The 26,366-nt window shown below is 37.9% G+C and carries 20 protein-coding genes; 10 read left to right on the forward strand and 10 right to left on the reverse strand.

The window, feature by feature from the left end; translation table 11 throughout:
- Nucleotides 1–118: 118 nt before the first annotated feature.
- From JWQ34_RS10915 to JWQ34_RS10925, 3 genes are all read left to right on the forward strand, one after another.
- Complete coding sequence (locus JWQ34_RS10915) at nucleotides 119–3,073, forward strand: TonB-dependent receptor (RefSeq protein ID WP_299357290.1); 2,955 nt, start codon at nucleotides 119–121, stop codon at nucleotides 3,071–3,073.
- Nucleotides 3,074–3,465: 392 nt separating this feature from the next.
- On the forward strand, nucleotides 3,466–4,869 hold the full coding sequence (locus JWQ34_RS10920; RefSeq protein ID WP_299357291.1) for an MBOAT family protein: 1,404 nt from the start codon (nucleotides 3,466–3,468) through the stop codon (nucleotides 4,867–4,869).
- 4 nt (nucleotides 4,870–4,873) lie between these two features.
- The gene (locus JWQ34_RS10925) at nucleotides 4,874–5,935 is read left to right on the forward strand and encodes a hypothetical protein (RefSeq protein ID WP_299357292.1); all 1,062 of its coding nucleotides are present in this window, start codon (nucleotides 4,874–4,876) and stop codon (nucleotides 5,933–5,935) included.
- A 58-nt stretch (nucleotides 5,936–5,993) separates the two neighbouring features.
- Here JWQ34_RS10925 and JWQ34_RS10930 read toward each other — a convergent pair whose 3' ends face one another.
- From JWQ34_RS10930 to JWQ34_RS10975, 10 genes are all read right to left on the reverse strand, one after another.
- A complete protein-coding gene (locus tag JWQ34_RS10930) occupies nucleotides 5,994–7,106 on the reverse strand; it encodes an AAA family ATPase (protein WP_299357293.1) in 1,113 nt (370 codons plus the stop codon).
- A 460-nt stretch (nucleotides 7,107–7,566) separates the two neighbouring features.
- Entirely contained in the window at nucleotides 7,567–8,817 is a 1,251-nt protein-coding gene (locus JWQ34_RS10935) for a GTP-binding protein (protein WP_299357294.1), read from the reverse strand.
- A gap of 64 nt (nucleotides 8,818–8,881) precedes the next feature.
- Nucleotides 8,882–9,790, reverse strand: a complete 909-nt coding sequence (gene cysD / locus JWQ34_RS10940) for a sulfate adenylyltransferase subunit CysD (RefSeq protein WP_299357295.1) — start codon at nucleotides 9,788–9,790, stop codon at nucleotides 8,882–8,884.
- An 83-nt stretch (nucleotides 9,791–9,873) separates the two neighbouring features.
- On the reverse strand, nucleotides 9,874–10,590 hold the full coding sequence (locus JWQ34_RS10945; protein ID WP_299357296.1) for a phosphoadenylyl-sulfate reductase: 717 nt from the start codon (nucleotides 10,588–10,590) through the stop codon (nucleotides 9,874–9,876).
- Nucleotides 10,590–12,095 carry a TSUP family transporter gene (locus tag JWQ34_RS10950; RefSeq protein WP_299357297.1) on the reverse strand — a complete coding sequence of 502 codons (1,506 nt, stop codon included), beginning with the start codon at nucleotides 12,093–12,095 and terminating at the stop codon, nucleotides 10,590–10,592. Before JWQ34_RS10950 ends, JWQ34_RS10945 begins: the two co-directional genes overlap by 1 nt.
- Nucleotides 12,073–12,837 carry a uroporphyrinogen-III C-methyltransferase gene (gene cobA / locus JWQ34_RS10955; RefSeq protein WP_299357298.1) on the reverse strand — a complete coding sequence of 255 codons (765 nt, stop codon included), beginning with the start codon at nucleotides 12,835–12,837 and terminating at the stop codon, nucleotides 12,073–12,075. The genes JWQ34_RS10950 and cobA overlap by 23 nt, the downstream gene beginning before the upstream one ends.
- Nucleotides 12,834–14,927 (reverse strand): HEPN domain-containing protein, encoded by a 2,094-nt coding sequence (locus JWQ34_RS10960; protein ID WP_299357299.1) that lies wholly within the window; start codon nucleotides 14,925–14,927, stop codon nucleotides 12,834–12,836. Before JWQ34_RS10960 ends, cobA begins: the two co-directional genes overlap by 4 nt.
- Before the next feature lie 140 nt (nucleotides 14,928–15,067).
- Nucleotides 15,068–15,502: an Rrf2 family transcriptional regulator gene (locus JWQ34_RS10965; RefSeq protein ID WP_299357300.1), complete on the reverse strand. Its 435-nt coding sequence runs from the start codon at nucleotides 15,500–15,502 to the stop codon at nucleotides 15,068–15,070.
- Between the two features lie 71 nt (nucleotides 15,503–15,573).
- On the reverse strand, nucleotides 15,574–15,858 hold the full coding sequence (locus tag JWQ34_RS10970; protein ID WP_299357301.1) for a SelT/SelW/SelH family protein: 285 nt from the start codon (nucleotides 15,856–15,858) through the stop codon (nucleotides 15,574–15,576).
- Nucleotides 15,855–16,694 (reverse strand): MOSC N-terminal beta barrel domain-containing protein, encoded by an 840-nt coding sequence (locus JWQ34_RS10975; protein ID WP_299357302.1) that lies wholly within the window; start codon nucleotides 16,692–16,694, stop codon nucleotides 15,855–15,857. Before JWQ34_RS10975 ends, JWQ34_RS10970 begins: the two co-directional genes overlap by 4 nt.
- A 426-nt stretch (nucleotides 16,695–17,120) precedes the next feature.
- On the opposite strand from JWQ34_RS10975, the gene JWQ34_RS10980 reads away from it, so the two are divergent.
- The 7 genes from JWQ34_RS10980 to JWQ34_RS11010 all read left to right on the forward strand — a co-directional run bounded on the left by JWQ34_RS10980 (nucleotide 17,121) and on the right by JWQ34_RS11010 (nucleotide 26,345).
- Complete coding sequence (locus JWQ34_RS10980) at nucleotides 17,121–17,954, forward strand: polysaccharide biosynthesis/export family protein (RefSeq protein WP_299357303.1); 834 nt, start codon at nucleotides 17,121–17,123, stop codon at nucleotides 17,952–17,954.
- Between the two features lie 2 nt (nucleotides 17,955–17,956).
- Nucleotides 17,957–20,284 (forward strand): polysaccharide biosynthesis tyrosine autokinase, encoded by a 2,328-nt coding sequence (locus JWQ34_RS10985; protein ID WP_299357304.1) that lies wholly within the window; start codon nucleotides 17,957–17,959, stop codon nucleotides 20,282–20,284.
- Between the two features lie 10 nt (nucleotides 20,285–20,294).
- A complete protein-coding gene (locus tag JWQ34_RS10990; RefSeq protein WP_299357305.1) occupies nucleotides 20,295–21,674 on the forward strand; it encodes an MATE family efflux transporter in 1,380 nt (459 codons plus the stop codon).
- Nucleotides 21,675–21,737: 63 nt separating this feature from the next.
- Nucleotides 21,738–22,985 carry a hypothetical protein gene (locus JWQ34_RS10995; protein WP_299357306.1) on the forward strand — a complete coding sequence of 416 codons (1,248 nt, stop codon included), beginning with the start codon at nucleotides 21,738–21,740 and terminating at the stop codon, nucleotides 22,983–22,985.
- Between the two features lie 63 nt (nucleotides 22,986–23,048).
- Nucleotides 23,049–24,284 (forward strand): glycosyltransferase family 4 protein, encoded by a 1,236-nt coding sequence (locus tag JWQ34_RS11000; protein ID WP_299357307.1) that lies wholly within the window; start codon nucleotides 23,049–23,051, stop codon nucleotides 24,282–24,284.
- A gap of 25 nt (nucleotides 24,285–24,309) precedes the next feature.
- Entirely contained in the window at nucleotides 24,310–25,176 is an 867-nt protein-coding gene (locus JWQ34_RS11005) for a glycosyltransferase (protein ID WP_299357308.1), read from the forward strand.
- Nucleotides 25,176–26,345 (forward strand): glycosyltransferase, encoded by a 1,170-nt coding sequence (locus JWQ34_RS11010; RefSeq protein WP_299357309.1) that lies wholly within the window; start codon nucleotides 25,176–25,178, stop codon nucleotides 26,343–26,345. Before JWQ34_RS11005 ends, JWQ34_RS11010 begins: the two co-directional genes overlap by 1 nt.
- Nucleotides 26,346–26,366 lie beyond the last annotated feature (21 nt).

Consider the following 26,366-nt stretch of genomic DNA (forward strand, 5'->3'; position numbering starts at 1 on the left):
TTATTTATTAAAACTACATCCAACCAAACAATAATGCAGCGCTCTACTGCCTGCTGTTGCTGTTGATTTTTTTCTATTATTCAACAGTCCATTATTAATTATTCACAACTAACACCTCATGAAATTTTTTACACATCTATTTAAACTTACCACAATTTTATTGTTGCTTTCGCCCTTATTAAGTAGCGCCCAGCTTAATGGTAATTACGCATTAAGCGGCAAAGTAAATGGTGAAGACGGCAAGCCACTAGTCGGCGCTACTGTTTCTATAAAGGGAGCAAAGAATAGTACATCAACTGATAGTACCGGCCATTTTTCGTTAACAACAAATGTTAAATTGCCTTATACTTTAGTTTTTACATCTGTTGGCTTTACGCCACAGGAGTTTTTGATTAAAAACTTAAATGATCCTTTAAATGTAAAGCTATCAACACAGGCCTTATTGGTTAATGAGGTGGTAGTTACCGCATCGCGTAAAGAAGAAAAACTATTGCGCTCGCCGGTGGCTATCGAGAAGTTGAATATCAATTCGCTTAAACAATCGCCCGGCCCAAGTTTTTATGACGCGCTTGAAAACGTAAAAGGCGTACAAATGACCACCACCAGCTTAACCCTAAAAGTGCCTAATACCCGTGGTTTTAACAGCCCTAACAATTTTAGGTTTATGCAATTGGTTGACGGTGTGGATATGCAATCGGCAACATTAGGTGTGCCACTGGGTAATGCAATTGGTCCCACCGAACTGGACATTGCGAGTATTGAAATTACACCCGGCGCTGCTGCTGCCTTGTATGGCACAAATGCTATAAACGGATTATCTAACTTGTTAACTAAAGATCCGTTTAGATACCAGGGATTAAGTTACTACCACCGTACAGGCGTTAACCATGTTGATGGCATTGGTGTTAGGCCAAGCGTACTTACCGAGGATGCTTTTAGATATGCAAAAGCGTTTAATGATAAGTTTGCCTTTAAAGTTAATTTTAGTTACCTGCAAGGGCAGGACTGGCAGTCTGATACCCGGAAAGACCAGAACCCCGGCAATTTAAAGACCGCTAATCCAGCTTATCCTGAATTAAACGGAACCAGCAACGCAGCCTATGATGGCTGGAACAAATATGGCGATGATGCGCTTGCAGGCAGTAATACCGTAGTTATAAAAGGTATTACCGTTGATGGCGTTGCAAGGCCAAATTTAACCGTGGCCCGTACAGGTTATAATGAGGTTGACCTGGTTGATCCTAAAGTTAGTAACTTAAAATTTGACGGAACGTTAGCTTATAAACTAAACAAGAACCTTTTGTTGAGCTATACTTATCGTTATGGTAAAATGGACGGTGTGTTTCAACGGGGTAACAAAATTGCTTTAAACGGGGCTACAGTTCAAAATCACGCTATCGATTTAAAAGGTAAGACGTTTGAAATTAGGGCTTACGAGTCTATTGAAAATACAGGTAACTCTTACAACGTAAAACCGTTGGCTGATAATCTTGATCTGAACCATGCCAGCAACTCTGCATGGGGTACACTCTATAAAAACGCGCTTACTGCTTACGCTAGTAGTCATGGCGGTAGTTTAACATCGGCAAATTTAGCCGCGGCTAATGATGCTGCAAGGGCGGCTGCCGATGCAGGCAGAGTAGAACCCGGCACCGCGGCATTTAATGCATTAAAGAAAACCATTATAGGTATTAACAACTGGGATATTAAATCAAGCTTAATACCTAACGCGCCTGTTACCGGTGGCGCCGCTCTTGAGCAAAAAAGCCACATGTTTAATGCTGATGCGCAATGGGACCTGACTGATAAGGTAAAAGTGATTGACCTATTGGTAGGAGCAGATGCCCGTGTTTATAACATCATCCCAGATGGAAATAACTTTGTTGATTTTACCCGATCAATTGCAGACAGAAACACGCCATTAGCCAATGGCAGTTTTGGCGAAAACGTTGTCTACAAAAAGTTTGGTGGCTTTACACAGGTAACTAAAACCTTTTTTGATGAGAAATTGAAAATATTTGGTTCTGTACGTTTAGATTATAATCCATATTACGATCCTAAGTTTACACCTCGTTTAGCAGCTGTTTATTCGCCTACCGAGAACCATAACTTCAGGTTTACTTTCCAGAACGGTTATCGTTTCCCGTCATTGTTCGAAGCTTTATCTTATGTAAATAATGGCCGTGTTAAACGTGTGGGCAGCTTACCATTTATTAATGAGGGACTGGGTTATTTAGGCAATAGCTATACCCAGCAATCGGTAGTGGCCTTCAATGCGGCGGTTAATGCGGCCCCGGGTGCTGCAAGTGGTACAGATGCTACAGCTTTAGCTAACAGAGGCATATTACAAGTCGCTGACCTGCCTAAGGCACGCCCGGAGCAGATCACTTCGTTCGAAGTTGGTTATAAAGGTATTTTCTTTGATAACAAGGTGTTTGTTGATATTGACGCTTACGCTAACCGTTATAATGGTTTCCTGGGACAAGTGCAGGTATTTGTACCTAACAGCGCGACAGTAGGTACTGATGCAGCTGTACTAGCTATGCTTGATGTTAACCGCGACCCTACAACTACAACAGCAAATAACCAGGCAAGTTTAGGCCAGTCAAGATATCGTGTTTATACCAACGCCAAAAATATCTATAACAACGTAGGTTCATCAGGTGGTATCAGTTATAACTTTTATAAAAGATATACCATATCAAGTAACGTAAGCTATAACAAAATGAAAGCGCAAACAGCCACCGATATTTTTGTTACCGGCTTTAATACACCAGAATGGTCTGGCAACTTCTCTTTTGGTAACCGCGAGGTTGTTAAAAACTTAGGCTTTAACGTAGTTTACAAATGGAGTGCAGCATTTTTATGGGAGAGCCCGCTGGTTACCGGCCAGGTACCTGTCATCCATACATTTGATGCGCAGATTAGCTACAAAGTACCGGTGTACAACGCCACCTTTAAATTTGGCGGAACTAACTTGTTAAACAGACGCTTTATACAATACGCTGGTGGCCCAACTATCGGCGCGCTATACTATGCATCTTTAACGCTTGACGGTTTGTTAAGCAAATAGATTTTTCATCTTAGGTTTATAATTGGTTAAGCGGGTTCAGAGTTCTTCTGGCCCGCTTTTTTGGTTTTACATTTTTTTGTCATTGCGAAGAAACGAGCGCTGCAATCGCAAATACAAGTAGAGAAAGCGTAACACAAGCACAATCACAAAAAGACTTTATATTATTGCTAGTTCGGATTTGTAATTAGGAGTATTCGGAAGATTTACTGTAAATCCGAACTAACAGGTAGTCTTTTTTCTACTGTTTGTAATCTTTCAAGGAAAATGTTGCTGTCTTAACTTGTAAAGTTATAGATTTGATGGTTTTAGATTGGTTTACTTAAATATGCCATTTTTTTACTATTTAAACTGATACTGCCTTAATCCTATCAAATATTTTATATTAAAATTGCATGCTTTTTAATTCATTGCCTTTCCTTTTCTTTTACTTAATAGTTACCACATTATTTTTTCTGATAAAAGATACCCGGCGTTGGATATTGCTGCTTATTGCCAGTTGTTATTTTTATATCACTTTTGTTCCGGCGTACCTATTAATTATAGCTTTTACCATAGTTGTTGATTATTACGTTGCATTAGCGCTTGAAAAAACACTTGATAAGAAAAAAAGAAAACGCTTACTGATTTTTAGCTTAGTAGCCAACATTGGTGTACTGGCCATTTTTAAGTATTATAACTTTTTTGCTTCCAATGTTAATCAGCTTTTCAACGGTCACGGCGCTTTGCTATACCTCAAAATACTGCTGCCCATTGGCTTATCGTTCCATACTTTTCAGGCCATGAGCTATACCATAGAAGTATACAGAGGCAATCAGCAGGCGGAAAAACACTTTGGGATATATGCCTTATATGTAATGTTTTATCCTCAACTGGTTGCCGGGCCAATTGAAAGGCCCCAAAACATCATCCATCAGTTTTATGAGAAACATCCGTTCAACTATGATAATCTAAAGGCGGGATTAATGCAAATGGCTACAGGTTTCTTTAAAAAGGTGATTATTGCAGATCGGCTTGCTATTCTTGTAGACGGCGCTTATCTGCATCCGCGAACACAATCTGGTATAACCCTTTTAATTGCGACTCTTTTTTACAGCTTCCAGATTTATTGTGATTTTTCAGGCTATTCGGATATAGCGATCGGGGCAGCAAGGACAATGGGATTCACCTTAATGGATAATTTCAGGGCCCCTTATTTCTCGCGTTCGGTAAATGAATTCTGGACGCGTTGGCATATATCGCTGTCAACCTGGTTTCGTGATTACTTATATATACCTTTAGGGGGTAACAGGGTAAGGGTTAGCAGGTGGTATTTTAACCTGATGATTGTTTTTATCATCAGTGGCTTTTGGCACGGCGCCAATTGGACCTTCATTGTTTGGGGAGCACTTCACGGTACATTTTTGATTGTACACATTGCCTGTAATAAACTGTTGCAACGTTGGGGCTATCAGTTTAAACCTAACCCTTTAAAAACGCTGTTACAGGTTATATTTACTTTTTTACTGGTATCTGTTGCCTGGATATTTTTCAGGGCGACTTACGTTTCGGATGCTATCTATATCGTAAAAAGCATCTTTCACATCAATTTTAATGATCACGTTCAATTTTCTTTAAATAATAACGAAATATGGTTTTCCGTATTCCTTATCGTACTGCTTTGTTTAAAGGAGCGATTTTATCTAATTATTCCAACCAAAAAAAATCTCTCGTTCATTATTTTGTTTTCGATAATCGTTTTTAGCTGCTACTTCTTCGGTGTATTTAACAATAAGCAGTTTATCTACTTTCAATTTTAATAATATGAAAAAGATAGTCGGGATCTCCATACTGATTTTTGCAAGCATCATATTTATCGTTAGCGCTGTTAGCGAGCTTACCAACTCTTTTTTCGAGTTGAGGCGCAAACCGTCTGCCCTTAAACACTGGTGGGGGTCAGACAAGGGCGGCACAGGCGATCTTTACGGCTTTACCTGCCTACCTCAATTTAACGTTCAGGACACATCTGTACTTAGAAAGCCTGATTGTAGTGGCGCTATCAAAAGCTACAACATCTATGCGTTGACGGATAGTTATACCGAAGATATTTTTAAACATCCCGATTATTTCTGCGGGGCGGGTAAATGTGGCTATGCGTTTTCAAATAATGGAGACGTGCTGCCCGTTTACCTGGATAGAACAAAGAAAAACATTGTGATGATAGAATGTGTGGAAAGAAACGTTAGAACAAGCTTGGCTGACACCTCATATTTAACACGGTTTATTACTGTTTCAGAAAAAAAAATAAACGAAACGAAGGCAGCGGAAAGAGCGCATAATTTTCATTTTCACTTCAATATCAAGAATTTAGATGGCGATTACGAGACCAATATCTGGGATTATCGTTTTTTGAGGCCACTAAAACAATTAAAAGCAAAGCTCACCTTTAACTGGTTTAACAGAACCTATGTGGATGCATTGGTGTCGCCGGATGGTAAATACTTGTTATATCAATCTACGGTTGATACTTCGTTTTTACAAAGCTCATACCGACCAATAGGTGATACAGAGTTAAAAGCAATTATAACAACCTTGAATAAAGTTTATGATCATTACAGGCGGTTGGGTTTTGATGAAGTTTACCTGTCCATAATACCCAACCCGGCTACTATCCTTTACCCCAACTACAAAGGATTAAAGTACAACCTGTTGATACCAAAATTAGAAAATGACCCTTCATTAAAATTAAAAGTTTTTGACATTTATCAGCTGTTTAAAAACAGTCCGGAAAAAAACAAGCTTTATCAGCATTCAGATACGCACTGGACCAGATTTGGAAGTATGGTGTGGCTAAATGAATTTAACAGGAAGATGGCGCTCAATTAATAATAACTACAATTTAATATTTAGCCTGTAGTCGGTATTATCACGACAAACAGGCGATCTAATTCACCACTTCAATTTCTCCACCAAATCTTTTCACCAACCTAAACACCGTAGTATAGGGCCTGCCGGTTTCGGCGGCTATCTGGCGCGTGGTGCGGCCCTGTTGATGCAGTTGGATAATGCGGTCCTCGGTGCTTTTGCGTTGTTGTTCGGTAAAGTGCAGCAGGTGGTCGGCTTCCGTGGCGGGGCCAATAAATTCGAAATGTAAATTGTTATAAGGTTTTAGGACCTGGCAGAGGTACACGTTATTGGCACCGTAAACCTGTGTGCCGCTGCGCTGTTTGATCTGTTTAAGATAACGCAGATCGGTTTGTGCCTGGCTCTCACCAATGGCAAATGCGCTGTCGGCGAAGTTGAGCAGCATTTTACTGCCTTGCAGATCATTACGGGTAACGGGCTTGGCGGGGTTACGTTTGGGCGTATGCGCCAGTACCAATACCGATAGGCCGTATTTATTTTTAAGCGTTTGCAGGTTTTGCATCAGGCTAACGGCAGTAGCCGCGGCCTGGGTGCCGGTGCGCAGGCAGGTAATATTATCAATAATAACGATACGCGCCTTACTGGTTATGATAGTGTTTTCGAGCGCGTTGCTGATATAAGCATGATAGCTGTCAAACTTATGCGCACCATCGGCATCGGGGTTAATAACCACGCGGTAAAAATTATCACCGAATTGGTGCTGCCCGTGCAGGTCGCTGGTATAACGCTTGGCAAATTGTCGGTCGTTTAGCTCGAAATCAAAATACAAAACGGTTAATGCTTGCTGCTTCATGGTAAAACGGGGGATAGGAGTGCCCCGGCTAAGGGCATCGCCAATTTGCACGGCCAGTATGGATTTGCCTACGTTGGTATCGGCAAATAAAATACAAAGCTCGCCCTCATACCAAAAATCGCCGAAAAGCATACCGGCCTGCGGTTGACTGTCGGCTATTTGCAGGAAATCGGCAGCAGGTTTAATTAGGAACGCATCTTTGCTGTCAGCCGGGCTTCGCAGCAGGTTATTTAATATTTTGGTTTGTTTGGCCGTGATGGTGCCACGAGCAGCGGAGCGGATCAGTTCGATCTCTAACGGCCGCTCATAATAATGATCGGGTCTGTCGTAATTGTTCATAAAATTATTGGGATTACTGCAAGGTACGGCGATTTGCTAAAAGTTATGGTGACAGTAGTTTGTCAGTAACTTTTTTGTCATTGCGAGCGAAGCGTGGCAATCGCAAGGAGAAAACCGTAGACTTAGCAGCGTGCGATTGCCGCGCTCGTTCCTCGCTCGCAATGACAAATAAAGCTATACATAAGAATCTTAGGTATGATCCACTTTAGGTGATCCAATCAAAATTTCAGCAAAAAGCCAAAATAACATAAACGGCTTATTATCAAATATTTATTATAATTAACTTAAAGTATTACAAGTGATCCAGTGTGATCCGCTTTAAAAGCTAATTGATTTATTTACAATTAATTATAGAAAATAGATGATCCAGGTGATCCATTTTTTTAATTGGATCACCCAACAACAAAAAGGCGGCTTGAGAGTGATCCCTAGTCGCCTTTGTATAGTATATCTAAATCTATTAATCAGCCACGTTACGCAACATTACAGCGCCTACGGTAACATTAGTGCGGCTGTCAATAATAATAGCGCCACCATTAGCTTTGTTATCCTGGTAGCGGTCAAACGCTAAGGGATCTGCGGTTTTGATAATGATACGGCCTATATCGTTTAGTCTAAAATCATCACTTTGTTCTTTTTCAAGTGTGTTGATATTAACCTTATAAAGTGTTTCTTGTATTTTACAACGGGTTACTTTACTATTATGTTGTATAAAGTAAGTGTGGCTGGTATCTAACGCGCGGGTATCCATCCAGCAAAGATCGGCCTCAATTAGTTGCGATACTTCAGGCTGATAGCTACTGTTTACCAATAGGTCACCACGACTGATGTCGATCTCGTCCTTTAAATGTACGGTTACAGACATTCCGGCTAAAGCCTCTTCGGGTTCTTTATCTAACAACTCAATTTTTGTAATGGTTGATTTAAAACCCGATGGCAATACCGTAACCTTATCATTCACTTTAAATGACCCTGAAGACACACGACCCGCGTAACCACGGTAATCATGCAGTTCATCCGTTTGAGGGCGTATAACCCATTGTATGGGCAAACGCGCGTGTTCTGTGCTGTTATCAACACTTACATCAATAGTTTCCAGGAAATGCAAAAGACTTTCGCCTTTATACCAGCTCATGTTGGATGAGTTGTTTACGATGTTATCGCCTTTAAGTGCGCTTACGGGAATAGGATGGACGTTCTTTAATCCAACCTTACCGGCTAAGGTATTGTAGTCTTTTAATATGTTGTTATAAACATCTTCGCTATAATCAACCATATCCATTTTGTTGATACAAACTACCACCTGCTCTATACCTAATAATGCTACCAGGAACGAGTGACGTATAGTTTGCTCAATAACACCTTTACGTGCATCGATTAAAATGATTGCAAGGTTGGCGTTAGAAGCACCGGTTACCATGTTACGGGTATACTGAATATGTCCCGGAGTATCGGCAATAATGAATTTGCGTTTTTCGGTTTGGAAGTATTTGTACGCAACATCAATAGTAATACCTTGCTCACGCTCGGCTTTAAGGCCATCGGTTAAAATAGCAAGGTCAATACTACCATCATCGTTCTTACGGTTTGATGAATGTAAAGCTTCCAGTTGATCTGCTAATATAGAGTCGCTATCATACAGCAATCTACCAATCAGGGTACTTTTACCATCATCAACACTACCTGCAGTTATAAATTTTAAAATATCCATAATTATAATTTCGGATTTCGGATTTTCGATTTCGGATTTAGATCCATAATTAAAGATTCGAAATTTAGAAATATCCCCCTTTCTTTCTGTCTTCCATCGCTGCTTCTGATACCTTATCATCCATACGGGCGCCACGTTCGCTGATTTTTGATTCGCTTATCTCATTAATGATATCATCAATTAAAAAAGCGTCCGATGCAACAGCTGCAGTACAGGTCATGTCGCCAACAGTCCGGAAGCGTACTGTTCTGCGTTCAATAATATCATCCTTGTCCATATTTAAAACAGGGGAGGCTGCCATTAACTGGCCATTGCGTACAATAGTATCACGCTCGTGCGCAAAATATATACTCGGAAGTTCTATTTTTTCTCTACGGATATAGTTCCAAACGTCTAATTCGGTCCAGTTACTGATAGGGAACACCCTCACATTTTCACCTTTATGTATTTTGCCGTTGTAGATATTCCATAATTCGGGGCGCTGGCGTTTGGGATCCCATTGACCAAACTCATCACGTACCGAAAAGATGCGCTCTTTAGACCTGGCCTTTTCCTCATCACGACGTGCACCACCTATACAGGCATCAAATTTATGCTCGGCGATGGTGTCTAACAAGGTTACGGTTTGCAAAGCGTTACGGCTGGCATTCTTGCCTTTTTGCTCTACTACTTTGCCCTGATCTATTGAATCTTGTACGTTACCAACTATTAGTCGTTCGCCCAGGCGTTTAACCATAGCATCGCGGTATTCAATAGTTTCTATAAAATTATGGCCGGTATCAATATGTACCAGTGGAAAAGGAAACTTACCCGGACGAAAAGCCTTCTCGGCCAAACGTACCAGTGTAATAGAATCTTTTCCTCCCGAAAATAAAAGCGCAGGGCGCTCAAACTGGCCGGCTACCTCACGCAGAATATGTATCGCTTCTGCTTCAAGCTCGTCTAAATAATCCAGTTGGTTGTGTTTGTTCATTAATTAGTGAATGAGTGAATTAGTGAATGAGTGAGTTGTTATTCGATTGTAATCAATAATTCAATCATTCATTAATTTAGTAATTATTTATTGTCAATTATTAACTCGTGCAGGCCGCATTCTTTTTTTGATTGGTCTTCCCACCACCAGCGTCCTGCTCTAAAATCTTCGCCTTCTCTAATCGCCCTTGTACATGGCTGGCACCCAATACTTGGGAAGCCTTTGTCATGTAAGGTATTATAAGGTACGTTATGTTTTTTTATGTATTCTTTTACTTCGTCCAACGTCCAGCTAAAAATAGGGTGGAACTTAACCAGATTATGTGCCTCATCCCATTCTACATTATGCATCTCATGGCGATTTACAGATTGCTCTGCACGTATACCGGTTATCCAGCATTTATTGCCTGCTAAAGCCCTTTTTAAAGGTTCTACCTTACGGATACCGCAGCACTCCTTACGATTCTCTACAGATTCATAAAAACTGCTCGGGCCTTTTTCGTTCAGCATTTTCTCCAACGGCTCATTTTGCGGATAGTAGGCATAAACAGGTTTACCATACATTTCCATGGTACGGTTCCAAACATAGTACGTTTCCGGAAATATGCGGCCCGTTTCCAGTGTGAAAACTTTAATGGGGATATTGTTGGTAAAGATCATGTGAGTGATTGCCTGATCTTCCCAGCCAAAGCTGGTAGAAAACACGATCTCGCCCGGAAAGTGTTCGGCTAATTTAGTTAAAGCCGTTACAGGATCTAGTCCCGCGGTTAATTGCTTTATATCTTCTACCTGGGTACTCATTACAATATTTTAGTTACAAAGGTAATAATGCTTTTAAGACTTATCAATATAACTATTACAGCTACCGACATCATTATTGCCTTGGTGGATATTTTGTTAGATATTTTTGCCGCTATTGGTGATGCTAATGCGCTGCCCAAAACCAGGCCCGCAACAGCCTCCCAATGCGCGCCATTTAACATGGTGATAAATGTTAGAGAGCTCATTAGGGCGATAAAAAACCTTGATAGTTTTACAGTACCTAACGAAAAACGAGGGCTACGGCCACCAGCAATTAAGGTAGATAATACGATAGATCCCCAACCGCCGCCGCCAACAGCATCAATAAAACCACCACCAAAACCTAAAAATGATATCCTTTTGATTTTGCCGCCTACACGTTTACGTTTTAAGTTAAGTCCTTTCGAAAATATTACAACACCTAAAATAAGGGTGTATAAAGAAACTACAGGTTTTGAATACTGGCTATAATGCTCTAATGATGATAGTATATAAGCGCCTAGTACAGCACCTATTATACCAGGTATTAGTAACAATTTAAATAATTTCCAGTTAACATTGCCCATGCGGTAATGCATCCAGCCGGCTATGCCGTTGCTAAGTATCTCTGATAAATGCACGCCCATACTAGCTGAAGCAGGAGGGATGCCCATGGACAAAGAGAATGTGGTAGATGTTACGCCATAAGACATACCTATAGCACCATCAATTAAGGCAAAAACAAACCCGGCCCCTAAGAAATAATAAAATATAGGATTGATCTCTTGTGCATAAGTCCTAAATTCAGGCTCGTTAAACCATAAAGCGATTACGGCCACACCAATAGAAAATATGATAGATAACCAAATTAGCCACTTTAAGTTTTTACGTTCGGCTTTTTGTTCTACCAGAACAGATGTTACTTTATTCAGTCTTTTAACCTTATCTGCAAAATCACCGCTTAATGTGTTGCGGAGGTTACTCATTTGCTGTAACGATATATCCAGTTCGGCCGGTAGGCTTTCGTTTAAAACTTCTTTCAAACGTTTAGCAATAGTAGGCGATTTACCGTTAGTTGATATGCCAATTTTAAGGTCGCCCTTTTGAACTATAGATCCTAAATAAAAATCACACAACTCAGGTTTGTCGGCTACGTTTATCAATAGCTTACGCTGATGTGCTGATTCCCTAATATATTGATTCAGTTTTGAATCATCAGTAGCAGCAATTACCAAGTCTGCATTATCCAAGTCATTATTGGTAAAAGCTTTTTCAATGATCTTAATAGTTGGGTAAGTTATAGACAGATCTCTAATTTTCTGAATCACAGTTTTAGCTACTACTGTAACTCTTGCATCGTGGCTATTATGCAAAATAGCATTTAGCTTTTCTAAGCCAACATTACCGGCACCAATAAGTACAGTATGCAATTCATTCAGTTTTAAAAAAACAGGAAACAATTGATTGCCGCCGGTATTTTCATCCTGAACTGTAGTAAGTTCATTATTTTCCGGTAACAACGTCATGTGTTTTTCTACGTGATTGGAATAAAGGATGCAATGCTACTACTTCGCCAAGTATGATAATAGCAGGCGAGGTGAGATTATTTTCCTTAACAATTTCTACTATGTTATCTACAACACCGATAGCTAATTTCTCTTGCGGGGTCGACCCGTTTTGGATCACCGCTACCGGTAGTTTGTTTTTATCTTCTTTTTTAAATATTTCTATAATCTCTGCCAGCTTATTTAATCCCATTAAAACAACAACTGTAGCCCGGCTGCGTGCAGCTTCATACAGATCGTTTGATATATTGCCGTTGCTTGTTGTGCCGGTAACCACCCAAAAACTCTCGCTTAAACCACGATGCGTAACCGGGATATGCTGTAAACCCGGAACAGAAATGGAACTTGATATACCCGGAATAACTTGTGCGGGTATATTATGCGCGGCTGCATAATCCAACTCTTCATAACCACGGCCAAATACAAACGGATCACCACCTTTTAGCCTTACAACATGGCCATAATTAATAGCATAATCAACCAGTAATTTGTTTACAGCATCTTGTGAATAGGAGTGATCGCCTGAGCGTTTGCCAACGTAAATTTTCTCGGCATTTTTGGCAAAATCTAATAACTCTTCATTAACTAAAGCGTCATACAAAACCACATCCGCGGTTTGTAATGCTTTAATGCCTTTTAATGTTATCAAGTCAGCATCACCAGGACCCGCACCAACTAACGTTATTTTGGGGTACTTACTCATGACTGTAATACGGCTTCTCTTTTGGCTTTAACATTTCTCAAATACTCAGCAGCCGCAGCCACATAAATGGTAGCAAATTCTTCTGATGGTTCATTTTGATTAATTTGTAATAACAGGTCATTAAAGCTGGTATTCAATTCAAATTCGCCGGTAGCAACATATTGCGCATCAAACTCGCGGATGATACCAACCTGTGTGCTGCTGTTTATTCCTTTATCTAATAACAATGCTTTGGCCGAGTTAATAAATACGTTATATGAGTGATATATCGCATCGGCCCAGGCACCTGCACTGAATGATTGATTTGCCCATTCCATTTTCTCGTCAGACTCATATAACAATGTTGCAACCAAATCAATAACAACACCGGCACACTCACCAACACCAATAGCTTTTTCGTAGCTTTCAACATGGCCCCAATCAACAAAATCTTCATCGGTTAATGTTGTCAGATCGGCCAATGGCTTTAACATCTGGTAAAAATAGTCTTTACCCTGCCTGTCATAATAGTTATGGAAAACCTCATCTTCTATAGAGTTGGTTTTATAATCATCTAAAATATCTCTTAAAACTTGCGTTGCGCGTTTTGCAGGGATCTTTATCACCCTGTCGCCCGCACGGCCAACACCATCGCCAACAGTACCCCCACCCAGCATTACCTGCATTGATGGTAATACTTTAGCGCCTGCCTTTAGTGAACTACCATGGAAGCCAATATGCGCCATACTATGCTGACCGCATGAGTTCATACATCCGCTAATTTTTATTTTAATGTCGCGATTGTAAATCAGGTCTTCATATTCATTGTAGATCAAATCTTCCAATACACGCGCAAATGTCATGCTGTTTGATATACCCAAGTTACAAGTATCTGTACCAGGGCAGGTGGTTACATCAGCTACGCTATCAAAACCCGGTGCCGCCATACCTATGGCGGCCAAACCGTTGTATAAAGTAGTAAATGCTTCTTTGCGGATATATTTTAATAATAGGCCCTGGTTTTGGGTAATACGTATCTCATCGCCAGCTAAAGGCTGAAGTAATGCAACCAGTTTACGTGCCTGCTCCGTAGGGATATCGCCGGTTTGTACCTTAATATACACGCCATAAAAGCCCTTTTGCTTTTGTTCGAATACGTTGGTAGCCAACCATTGCTCATAACCCAGTGGGTTGCTAACTTGTACATCACCAAATTTTATTGGCTCAGGCAAAGTAGGCTGATCAACAGCCTCGGTATTTATTTGATAGGTTTTTACGTTGTTAGCTACTCTTTCCAGTTTAATTAAGTTTAAAACTTCTTCTAAACCAAACTTCTGGATAACATACTTAAATCTTGCTTTATTACGGTTGTTACGTTCGCCATAACGGTCAAACACACGGATGGTAGATTCTATATATGGAATTAGCTGGTCCTCGGGCAAAAACTCACTAACTATATTGGCTAATATAGGCTGGGCACCTAAACCTCCACCTAACAATACTTTAAAACCACGCTCGCCTTTAGCATTTACTTTCGGTATGAAGCCAAGATCATGCGCGTATGAGTAAGCGGTATCTTCATCACTTGATGAGAATGCAATTTTAAATTTACGCGGCATATCCTGATTTACCGGATTACGCAAAAAATATTCAAAAGTGCCTTGTGCATAAGGCGACACATCAAAAGGTTCCAAGGGATCAATACCAGCGGTAGGAGAGGCGGTAACATTACGCACAGTATTACCGCAAGCTTCGCGCAGGGTAACGTCGTCTCTTTCCAGGTCGGCCCATAATTGCGGGGTCCTGTCCAGGCTAACGTAATGTATTTGTATATCCTGGCGGGTTGTTAAGTGCAGGTTTCGGCTAGCATACTCGTCAGACACATCAGCTATGCGTAATAATTGTTTAAAAGTCACTTTACCAAATGGTAGTTTTATACGTACCATTTGCACACCCGGCTGGCGTTGGCCATAAACACCTCGTGCTAAACGTAAGCTTCTAAATTTCTCGTCATCTATTTTTCCTTCACGAAACTCCCTTATCTTTTTTTCAAGATCTATAATATCTTTCTCAACAATAGGGTTCTCAAGCTCTGTTCTGAAGCTCTGCATATCTTATACTTAATATTTATAAAAAACCTCTTTAATTGTTCAAAGAGAATCAATTTCTACCAAAGATATACATAGTATATGGAATTGGTAGAATATTGTTTAAAAAAGGTGAATTTTAACAATCAAATGAATAAAGGATTTTAATTGTTGATAAGTGTGGTTTCTCTGGCGATAACATCGGCAATGCTAGTCTCTGACAAAATCTTTAGCGTTGCATCGCGCACATCAATAAACACATCGCGTATACCGCATGTTACTTCAGAGTGGCACTCGTCGCATTTGTGATAGAAGTTTAAACTGGCACAAGGCAGCATAGCTACTGGGCCGTCTGTAATGCGCATTATAGCTACCAGGTAAATATCTTTAGGATCTTTATTTAATGCGTAACCACCACCGGCGCCTTTCTTGCTGTACAAAAAACCGGCATTACGCATATCTAATAGTATCTGTTCTAAAAATTTTTTGGGTATGCGTTCTTGTTCTGCAATCTTTGAGATCTGCATGGGAGGTTTGTCCGTATTCTTCCCGAGAATCACTAATGCTTTAATTGCGTACTTAGTCTTTTTTGATAGCATTTTATAAAGTTGATAACTAACAAATATAATTAAAGAATTGTAAACCAATAAAAAATACCGATTTAATATACTTATTTTACAATATTATCCGAGTGTCCCAGGTTTTTATCAGGATTTACCTTGTCACGTACCAACTGCTTTAATTCTTTTATTTCGGGGAAGCGCCCTTGTTGTTTACGATCAAACAGAGTTTGATCATTTATGCTAATGGTGTATCGGCCTGCTGTTTCGCTTGGCTTTAACGTTACGCCTTGCAAGTCATCCTCAAATGTGGTTAATAATTCTTGTGCCATATAAGCAGCCCGTAATAACCAGTTACATTTTGGGCAATATTCAATAGTTATGCTGGGTTTCATATCGTTTTTGGGGAAATAATAAATCTGTCCTGGTCATGCGTTGTCAATAATAATAATTCATCGCCGACTGAAATTGTACCAGTTCCAAAATGAATTAAGTTTTGACCGAAATATAATTTATTGTTTTTTACTCGATAGGATGAAAGTGTTTTAGTCGGCTCTTTGCTTGTTGATGCGTTATACTGATCAATAGTAATAATATTACACCTGGCACAAAGCTTTACTCCATTAAATGCAATATCATTTATAGTAAAGCTATCCATTATATCTTCCTGGTAGGGCTTACCGCCGGTAAATACAATATTGGGTCTGAACCTGTTTATTGGCAAAGAGTTTTTCAAGCGCATGTTCAGATCATCTAATGATGATTGCCCTATTATCATAAACGGATAAGCATCCGAAAAAGACGTTAGGTTATCGGCAGATGTGTATTCAGGATCGGTAAAACGTTTAGTATCATCTGGCATGTATACTAGGCGTGTATTCATTCCCAATGCCATGGTAAACCATGCATCTGCTTCGTTAGAAACCGATTGTGCGATACAAGTATCATCCCAAATTTTTACAATTTTAATATTCTGATTTACAGTGACTAATGATATGTTAATTGAAGTTTTAGTACGGGTATCGGTAACCATTAAAAATTCACCTGAAATACTTGTTTTAAAAAGAGCCATCACGGCGCATTCGCGTTGCGAAATAAACCTGTTATTATCATCAATCAGCATCCATCTGCGATCATATTTAAAACCCCTGTCGGTTATAGTTGCTTTATTAAGCTTAATGCCGCCTAATGATTTAATCGGATAAATATATAACTCGCTAATTTGAAACATGTGTAATTTTAATACATAACAAAGTTATTATTCGTATAGTTATTAGTTGCAATTTATGGGGAAATACATACGCACTATAAATTAATTTCTACAACACTCGTTGGTGCTTGGTAAAAACAGTGCTTTTTTAAATGAGCACAGAAAAACATAAGTAATTGTTTGTTAATAATTTGACTATGATAGTTAGTAAATGTTATAAATAAAAACCAGTTATGTGGCTTCCTGCACAATTATTGTAAATATATTGCGATGGAAAATAGCTATAATATTAACCTACTGTACCTTCGACTCCCGTAATTGCAAATTATATTTCGGATTAGTAATAGTGAAATATTGTTAACTAAACAGGTATTTGTTAATAACTACCCGCTTCGGCTTTCCAAAGTAATTGTTAATTTCGAAACAACTATTTAAAGACCGCAAATAATGATATCTAATTTAAAGAAAGTATTTTTTATAGCATTAATGTTCTTTAATATATCATGCTCAACTTATCAAACCATACCTTATTTTCAAGATCTTGATCATACAAAAATATCACAGGAGAGTATCGATAATTTTTCTCCACTTAAGATACAGGCAGGCGATTTGTTAGGAATAAACGTAACTAGTTTAAGCACGAACAACGAATTTAGCTCTGGCAATGCCCGGGTTAATGGAGGTAGCGATGGTAGCAACGGAAACGGCAAAACAAATATCCCGCTTGGTACAGAAAACACAAACAGCAACCCTGTTTTTGGTTATAGGGTAAACACTGCCGGCGAAATTAATCTGCCCTATATTGGTAGAATCAAAGTAATAGGAACTACCACAGATGATCTGGCTACTAAGCTAACACCTCAATTAGAACAATATTTAAAACAACCTATTGTTAACGTACGGATATTAAATTTCAAAATATCAGTAATAGGAGACGTATTGAGGCCTGATATATTTACTGTTCAGAATGAACGTATAACTATAATTGAAGCGCTGGGCTTAGCCGGCGATTTGAATATAACAGCCAAACGAAAAAATGTATTGCTGATAAGAGAATATGATGGCAAAAGAGAATACATGCCTATTGACCTTACATCTAAAAAAATATTTACATCACCATATTACTATTTACAAAATAATGATGTGATATACGTTGAGCCAGACCGCACCAAATACGCTCCGCTTGATAGGGGGTATCGTACGTTTAGCTTATTACTGTCATCGATTTCGGCGGCAAGTGTTGTGTTCTCTGCATATTTTTTATATTACAACAGTAAGTAACTATGTGTGCACAAAAATCCAACACATATCCTAAAAAGCGTACTCCGGCTGTGGATGATGATTTCGATCTGCGCGAAATACTTATAAAATATGTGCTTTACTGGCCGGTATTTTTGTTATTCACCATAATAACAATAATAGGTGCCTATGCCTACCACATGGTTACCAAGCCTGTATATGATATTAAGGCAACAATGCTTTTAGAGGATGAAAAAAACACCAGTGACATTAAGGCATCATTGCAGGAAATGGGTATTACCAGTGCGCCTAAAAAAATTGAAAACGATGTTGAAATTTTACAATCAAGGCGCCTTGTAGATAGTGTTGTTAATGATCTTCATTTATGGATATCCTATCAGATAATTGTTAACCACTTAAAAGAGAACCTTTATAAAAACACCACCCCCGTACTTTTTAGCTTAATTAAAACAGGTAGTAAGCCTTATCAAAAAATTACTATTGAAATTAAAAATGGGAATACTTTTTCGCTTAAAACATCTAATGATCCTGAAACATCGGGTACAGAATATAATTTTTCAAGCACCGTATCAAACACTTTGGGCGACTGGCAGTTGAAACCTACGGCCAATCTTAAAAATTATATAGGCTCGACCATTATTGTTGAATTAAGTGATCCAAAAAGTGTTGCTGATAATTATTTGAGCTCACTTGATGTTACCTTAAAAGATAAAATGGAATCTTCGGTAGTTGATATTGCTGTTAAAGACCAGATACCACAAAGAGGGCAGGACTTTGTAAATTATTTAATTACGGTTTATAATAAAAACGAAATTGAAGAAAAGAACAAAAAAACAAAAGGCGCGCTTGATTTTATAGATCAGCGCCTTGATTCACTTTCAATACAATTAAACTTAGCCGAAAAAAATATTGAGGATTACAGAAGCTCGCATGGCTTAACAGATGTTAACGCGCAATCGCAAGTGTACATACAAGGCGCGCAATCAAATGATGTTAAGTTAAATGATATAAATATTCAGTTAAAGGTTATTAACGAAATAGACAATTATATCAATGCGCCAAATGTTACAGACAGGACAGTCCCATCGACACTTAATATTGGCGATCAAAACTTGGTGACACTGGTGCAAAGCTATACAGACCTGCAACGCGAGCGTGCCAGTTTATCTGCAACAACACCAGAGAAAAACCCAGCGTTTGATCCTTTGAACAGACAAATTGCTGCAACAAGGGCTGCTATAAAAGAAAATATAAACAATATTAAAACATCGTTACTAACTACCCGTAATGAAATGGAAACCTACGGCTCACGCTTTAAATCGTCTATTGAAAACATACCGGGCGAGGATAGAGCATTGGCGGCTTTAAAACGAATACAAGCCAGTAAGGAGTCGTTATATAATGTATTACTGCAAAAGCGCGAAGAAACCGCTTTAAGTTATGCTTCAATTGCAAGCAGCGCGCGTTTAGTTGACCTGGCTTATGCCACACCGCCAAAAAAATCAAAGGCAATGCTGCCTTTTATAGTTGCGTTGGCATTGGGGTTGCTTATCCCCGCAGGGCTAATCTATCTGCGAGACGCCATTAAAAACCAAATCACTAATAGGCGCACTATTGAGAAGACTTTAGCTATACCCATAGCCGGAGAGCTGGAAGAGATTAAATTAAGATCGCCCATTGTTACAGATGCGGTGAATGATAAAATTAACTTCATGCTTGTTGAACAGTTTAGGAGTTTGCGTACCCAGCTTCATTACCTGCATGACAATGAAAGTAAAGGCCGGGTCACTTTAATTGCATCAAGTGTTGCTGGCGAGGGCAGGAGCTTTATCGCATCAAACCTGGGTATAGCATTAGCAACATCCGGAAAGAAAACTATAATTTTAGAATTGAACTTATACCGCCCGATAATGGCCGATATTTTTAACCTGCCAATATCGCATCCGGGTATGAGTAATTACTTAAACTGGGAATCATTAAAAGAAGAAGTTATTCAAAATTCGGTTACTTACCGTAATTTGGATGTAGTTACCAGCGGTCAGTTTATACCAAATTTTTCAGAACTACTTGATCGTAAACGCATAGAGATACTATTAGACTGGCTGCGTTTGCACTATGATCATATAATAATTGATACTTCGCCACTACAGGTTATTGGCGATGCTAATATTGTATCAAGATTGTGCGATATTACCTTGTATGTGATCAGAAAAAGTTTTACATCAAAAACGCAGATACCGTTTATTAATAAGTTATATGCAGACCAGCAATTGCCTAATATGAGTATCGTATTTAACGGTGTTGACCAGGTTAGAGATGGGTACAAAGAGTATTTCCCCACAAAAGGATAAACAATAATTAATGAGCATTATACAATCTGCAAAAAAATATTGGGGGTCATTAATTGGGAGTGACAAAGCCTTAACGGGCAAGGTGAATTTTAATATAGCAGTTTCATTTGCTTTAAGGGGTATAAGTATTATTATATCGTTTTTAATAGTTCCATATTCGCTAAAATTGTTGGATACCAATAAATATGGTATTTGGCTGGCCATATCATCAACTGTAAGCTGGATAAGTATATTGGATATTGGCTTGGCAAATGGGTTACGAAACAAGGTTGCAGAATATATAGCTAAAAAAGAATATGATCAGGCTAAAATAGCCGTGTCGTCAACCTATGCCATTTTATTGCTGATCATATTGCCTATTGCTGCTATATTTTCTATCGCCGCACCCTTTATAAATTGGAACAGCGTATTTAAAACAACTTTAGATCAGAAAGAATTATTATATACTTTAATAACCGTATTTACCGGTTTGTCTTTTCAATTTATTTTGAAGCCAATTTCGTCTATATTACAAGGCGACCAAAAAATATACAAATCCAATCAAATTCAATTGATATGTAATTTTGTACCGCTTATCCCCATTATTCTTTTAGGTAAATACTTACAGGGATCAATGTTTTTCCTGGCTATTGCACAAACGCTTTTACCTGTTATTGTGCTATTGATCTACACCATAATATTATTTAAAAAGAGCTATGCTGATATTGCGCCTTCTATAAAGCGGATTGATTTAAAAAAGAGCAAATCTTTATTTCAACTAAGCATTGCTTTTTTTATTGTTCAAATAGCGGGCGTCTTTCTGTACTCAACAACCGAGATAATTGTGGCCCGCGAATTTGGCGGCGGCGATGTAGCCATATATGTTTCGTTATATAAATATTACTCGGCCACCAGCATAATACTTAATATAGTTTTAGCTACCTACTGGAGCGCATTTACCAATGCATTTGCATTAAATGATATTGAATGGATAAGATCAAGTATTACCAAACTATTAAAAATAGCCGCGCTTTTTCTAATAGTTATTGTTTTGCAGGTATTATTAGCCGGACCGGTATTTAAAATATGGGTAGGCGACAAAATAAAGGTACCATTTACTTTAAGTATTGGCATGGCCGTTTATTTTAGTGTTACAATGTTTACTTTGGTATATACTGTTGTTTTAAACGGGACAGGTAAGGTTAAAATGCAATCTATAATATCCATAATAACTGCTGTATTGCATATACCGGTGGTGCTGTTTTTTATCAGGTATTTGCACCTGGGCTTAAACTCTATAATATATGCAAGTATATTATGGACCGTAATACAAGTTATATTATGGAAAAAGGAAATTGGTATTATATTAAATACTAAAACAAATAAATTAGATGTAAGTGACGTAATTTAATTGCAGCATTATATCAATAAACAACCAAATCGAATGTAATATTCAATGTTCTATTAACCTGGTATGTATTATTTTGCAACATTACTTTTTTTACTACTATCAGCAAACGGAACTTTTGTTCCGTTCTTTAATATAGACTGGTTTATTATAGACTTGATTTATATATGGATCGGCATTGAGTATGATCTGTTTAATAAACGAGACATCAGGCTTTTTGTACAGTTTGCCGTTATTTATATAAGTTATTGTGTTTTTCGCTCAACATTCCTTAATAATTTACCCTTAAATTATTTTATCAGCGACTTTATATATTTATTTAAATATATACTGCCAAGTTTTCTGTTTTGTGCCTTGTTAAAGGATAAAGCGCTGCATTATCTTTCAAGAGTAATAATTGACCTGGCAATAATTTCAATACCATTTTTTCTGATACAAGTAGTAGCCGGTGATATACTTTTTAATATTGGTAAATCGCTTAGTATCCCCCCGGATGTTACTGGTTATGACTATACAAATTTTATTGTCTTTGTTTATATCAAACTCCATCACTATCAAAATGCCGGTTTTGCATGGGAGCCCGGCGCGTACGGGTTCTTTTTAAATATTGGCCTGATGTTACATTTTATGTATAATGGTTTTAAAATAGACAAGAGGGCGATGTGGCTTATTTTGGCAATTGTGACTACAGTTTCCACCACATCATATATAGCTTTAATACTGGTACTTTTGTTTTACTTTAGGGCCAAAGGTATGCCGCTTAGTAAGTTACTTACGTTTGCCGTACCTATACTTTTCATCATGGTTTTCCAGCTACCTTTTCTGGCTGATAAAATTATTGAAACCTATAAATACGATTTGTTTAATTTAAAAAATATTCAATTTCTGAGTAAGTATTACATTCAAACCGGCGAAACATTTGCACTAAACCGCTTTGCAAGCGCAATTTACTTATACCAACTATTTGGAGATAAATTAATTTTCGGTATGTCAAATATTTTTAACGAAACAGAACCTATTTTAAAAAACATCAGTCTATCAAATGGGATATTTGAGTTTGCCGGCAAATTTGGTTTTATTGGTTTATCTTTTTTACTATATAGGGCGTACATGTATTTCAGGACCTTCACCTTTAATTTTGAACAAGCCTTCTATGGTGTTTTATTAATACTGATATTAGGTTTTGGTGAGTCAATATTTGTATTGCCATTAACTACAGCATTTTTTTTCTTATACCAGTATACACAACCCGAAGAAACAGAAGAAGACGAGGAAGCCGATATAGATGAAGCTGAATTAAACTACGTGGCCTAGTTATTACAATTACTCCTTTTAGAGTAAATAAATATATTATAGCATAAATTAAAAAATAAAAGATTGAAAGTACTTTGGTTTTGTTTTACACCTTCATTAAGCGAGTCTTATATAAATAATAAGCCTACCGGCGGCGGTTGGATAAAATCGTTAGAAAAGAGCGTGCAATCAAAAGTTGACTTATCTGTAGTGTTTTACTTCGAAAAAAAAATGGAGCCGTTTACCTTAGGGCAAAGCAAATATTACCCTGTTATAAGGTTTATAAACGGCGAGTGGTCAAAAATGGGCCGCCGTATATTCAATACACTTGAGCCGGATGAGGATATTGAAGAGTTTGTTAAAATTATAAACGAAGTTAAACCTGATGTTATACATGTACATGGTACGGAGTTTTCATTTGGTTTAATTCAAAAATTCACTAATATTCCAACTGTAGTATCATTGCAAGGGATAGTAACAGTATATAAGTACAAATATTTTTCGAAGGTTACTTTCTTTGATATATTAAGAAATGCCAAACTTAAAAACCTTTTATTTTTCCGTACGGCAATAAACACCTTTTTTAGATTTGCAAAAGTGCGCAAACGCGAAATGGATATATTTAATCATACAAAAAATCTTATTGGTCGCACAGCTTGGGATAGAAGAGTATCGCGGGTACTGGCGCCGCAAGCCAGATACTTTCATAATGATGAAATATTACGTGATTCTTTTTATACGTCCGAATGGAAATATGTATCTGACACACAATTAAATTTAATGACTATTAACGGCCCCGACATTTATAAAGGTATGGAGACATTAATTTATTGTGCATATTTATTAGACCTAAATAATATAAATTTTAAATGGGGCGTGGCCGGTTTAAGCAAAACGGATGAAATAGTAACCATTGCTGCAAAAAGCACAGGTAAGCCATTATCAGATAATATCGTATTTTTAGGTAAATTGGATGAAGCAACGTTAGTTGATGCCTTATTGAAAGCTAATATATATGTAGCGACATCGCACATAGAAAACAGCCCTAACAGTTTATGCGAAGCTTTACTACTGGGTATGCCTTGTATTGCTACAAGCGCTGGTGGTACAAGCAGCCTGGTTAATGACGGTAAAGACGGCATACTAATACAAGATGGCGACCCATACTCAATGGCGGGTACTATAATAGAACTGAATGAAAATATAGAGTTAGCTATTGATCTTGGTAAAAATGCCCGGATAAGAGGTTTGGTCAGACATAACATAGAAACCATAACAACTTATTTGTTAGCCATTTATAACACTGTTGCAAATAATTAATTGATCTTTAACTGATAAATACAAAGTGGCGCCTCAAGTTTTAAAAATAGCAACACTGGCCTGTTCATACAACAGGTTAGAAAAAACCAAAGCTTTTTTAAAAAGCCTTACCACTCAGTATATTCCGGAGGGATACACACTTGATATTTATATGCTGGATGATCAATCGCCAGACGGAACAGCCAATTATGTGCGTGAGTGTTTCCCATCTGTAGATATCATTAATGGCACAGGTTCCTTGTTTTGGGCAGGAGGGATGCGAATGCTTTGGCACCATGTGGTAAACACTGCTGAGTACGATTTTTTTATTTTATTAAATGACGATGTTAAGTTGTTTGACAGAGCGATTGACAAGCTATTGGCAGCATACCATAAATCAACATTTAAAGATAATGTGCTGATAGGTACAGTTCAAAATCCCGATCATACAAAAATAACTTACGGTGGCCGAAAGCTTTTAAATGGCTATAATGGCGATGCGGCATTGGTAGAGCCTGATGCAAATGAATTAAAGGAATGTGATTTAGGTAATGCTAATATTATGTTGGTTGATAAAGGCACGGTTGATAAAATAGGCATATTATCAGGACGCTATATACATAGCTTTGCAGATTTTGATTATACACTTAATGCCAAAAGGCACGGAGTTAAAGTTTGGGTAGCGCCAGGCTTTTATGGCTCGTGCGAATACGATCATGGAAAGCCATGGTTATCATCAGAGCATACACTCAAGCAACGCATTGCCTATATGCATAGCCCAAAAGGTATCGAATCAAAAAGTTATTTACGTTATATCCGAAAATTCTTTCCATTAAATTACCCGGCAGCGGTTATAAAATTATGGTTAAAGACTTTACTACCGGTAGTTTATGATAAGTATAAAAAGGATTGATGAAGGTTGTAATATTACATAATGATCTGCGCGTTTACTGGAAAGGACGGATAAAATATTTACGTCACTTTTTAGCAGAACATAATATCAATCTATATGCAATAGAACTTTTTGGTAAGGGGTCGCCTTATGCCTTTGATCCTTACGATAGCGATAACTGTTTGTTCCCTAATAACAGTTATGATGAATTAACAAAGGGTGAAATTAAGGCTAAACTATATAAAAAATTGGACGAGATTAATCCCGATATTATTATTGGCGGTTCTATTGTTTTCTTTTCGGGTGCGTTGGGTATACGATGGTGCAGGCGGCACGACAAGCACTTTATAATGTTTGATGATGGTAAACCGTCTGCAATTAAACGGAATTTTTTAGTCAAATATACAAAAGACACTATTACCCGTCAGTCTGATGCGCTTTGGCTGCCATCAAAAGATTACGATGTTGAATATGAAGGTGTATTTGATAAGTCATGGATCTTTCATGGGTATAATACCATTGATAATAAATTATTTAAAATTAATGCCGAAAAAGAGGTTAACCATAATACTATAATATGTGTCGCAAGGTTGGTTGATATTAAAAATCTTGATAATTTATTAAGAGCGTGGCAACTTGTTGAAGCTAAAAATGATACTTATAAATTATTGCTAATAGGAGGAGGGCCCGAAAAAGATCATTTAAAACAATTAAGTTCATATCTTAATTTAAGAAGATTAGAATTTGCCGGTATTATAGCCAATAAAGATATCCCGATGTACTTATTTAACTCAGACGCTTTTGTTTTGGCAAGTTTTGCCGAAAGTTGGGGTTTGGTTGTAAATGAGGCTATGGCAGCCGGATTACCCATACTGTTAAGTAAAAAAATAAACGCCGCCACCAAGCTATTAGAAGAAGGAGGAAATGGTTTTAGTTTTGACCCAAATGATAGTGTAGATATATCACATAAAATTTTAAGATTTATAAATCTTGATGAGGCAGCCAAAAAAATAATGTCTGATAGATCATTACAAATAATTAATACTATGAATTATGAACGCATGGGGATTGAGTTGCTTACCGTCTTAAATAAAATGGCTGTACAAAAACCTAAAAAGGCAACTTTTTTTGGTGGCCTTTTCATGAGCTTATGGCGGGGGAGATATAACATATCAAGCTGGAATAAATAAGCTGTTTATTATTCAATTAAT

Origin of the sequence: Mucilaginibacter sp. (assembly GCF_028288185.1) — a bacterium.
GTDB lineage: Bacteria > Bacteroidota > Bacteroidia > Sphingobacteriales > Sphingobacteriaceae > Mucilaginibacter.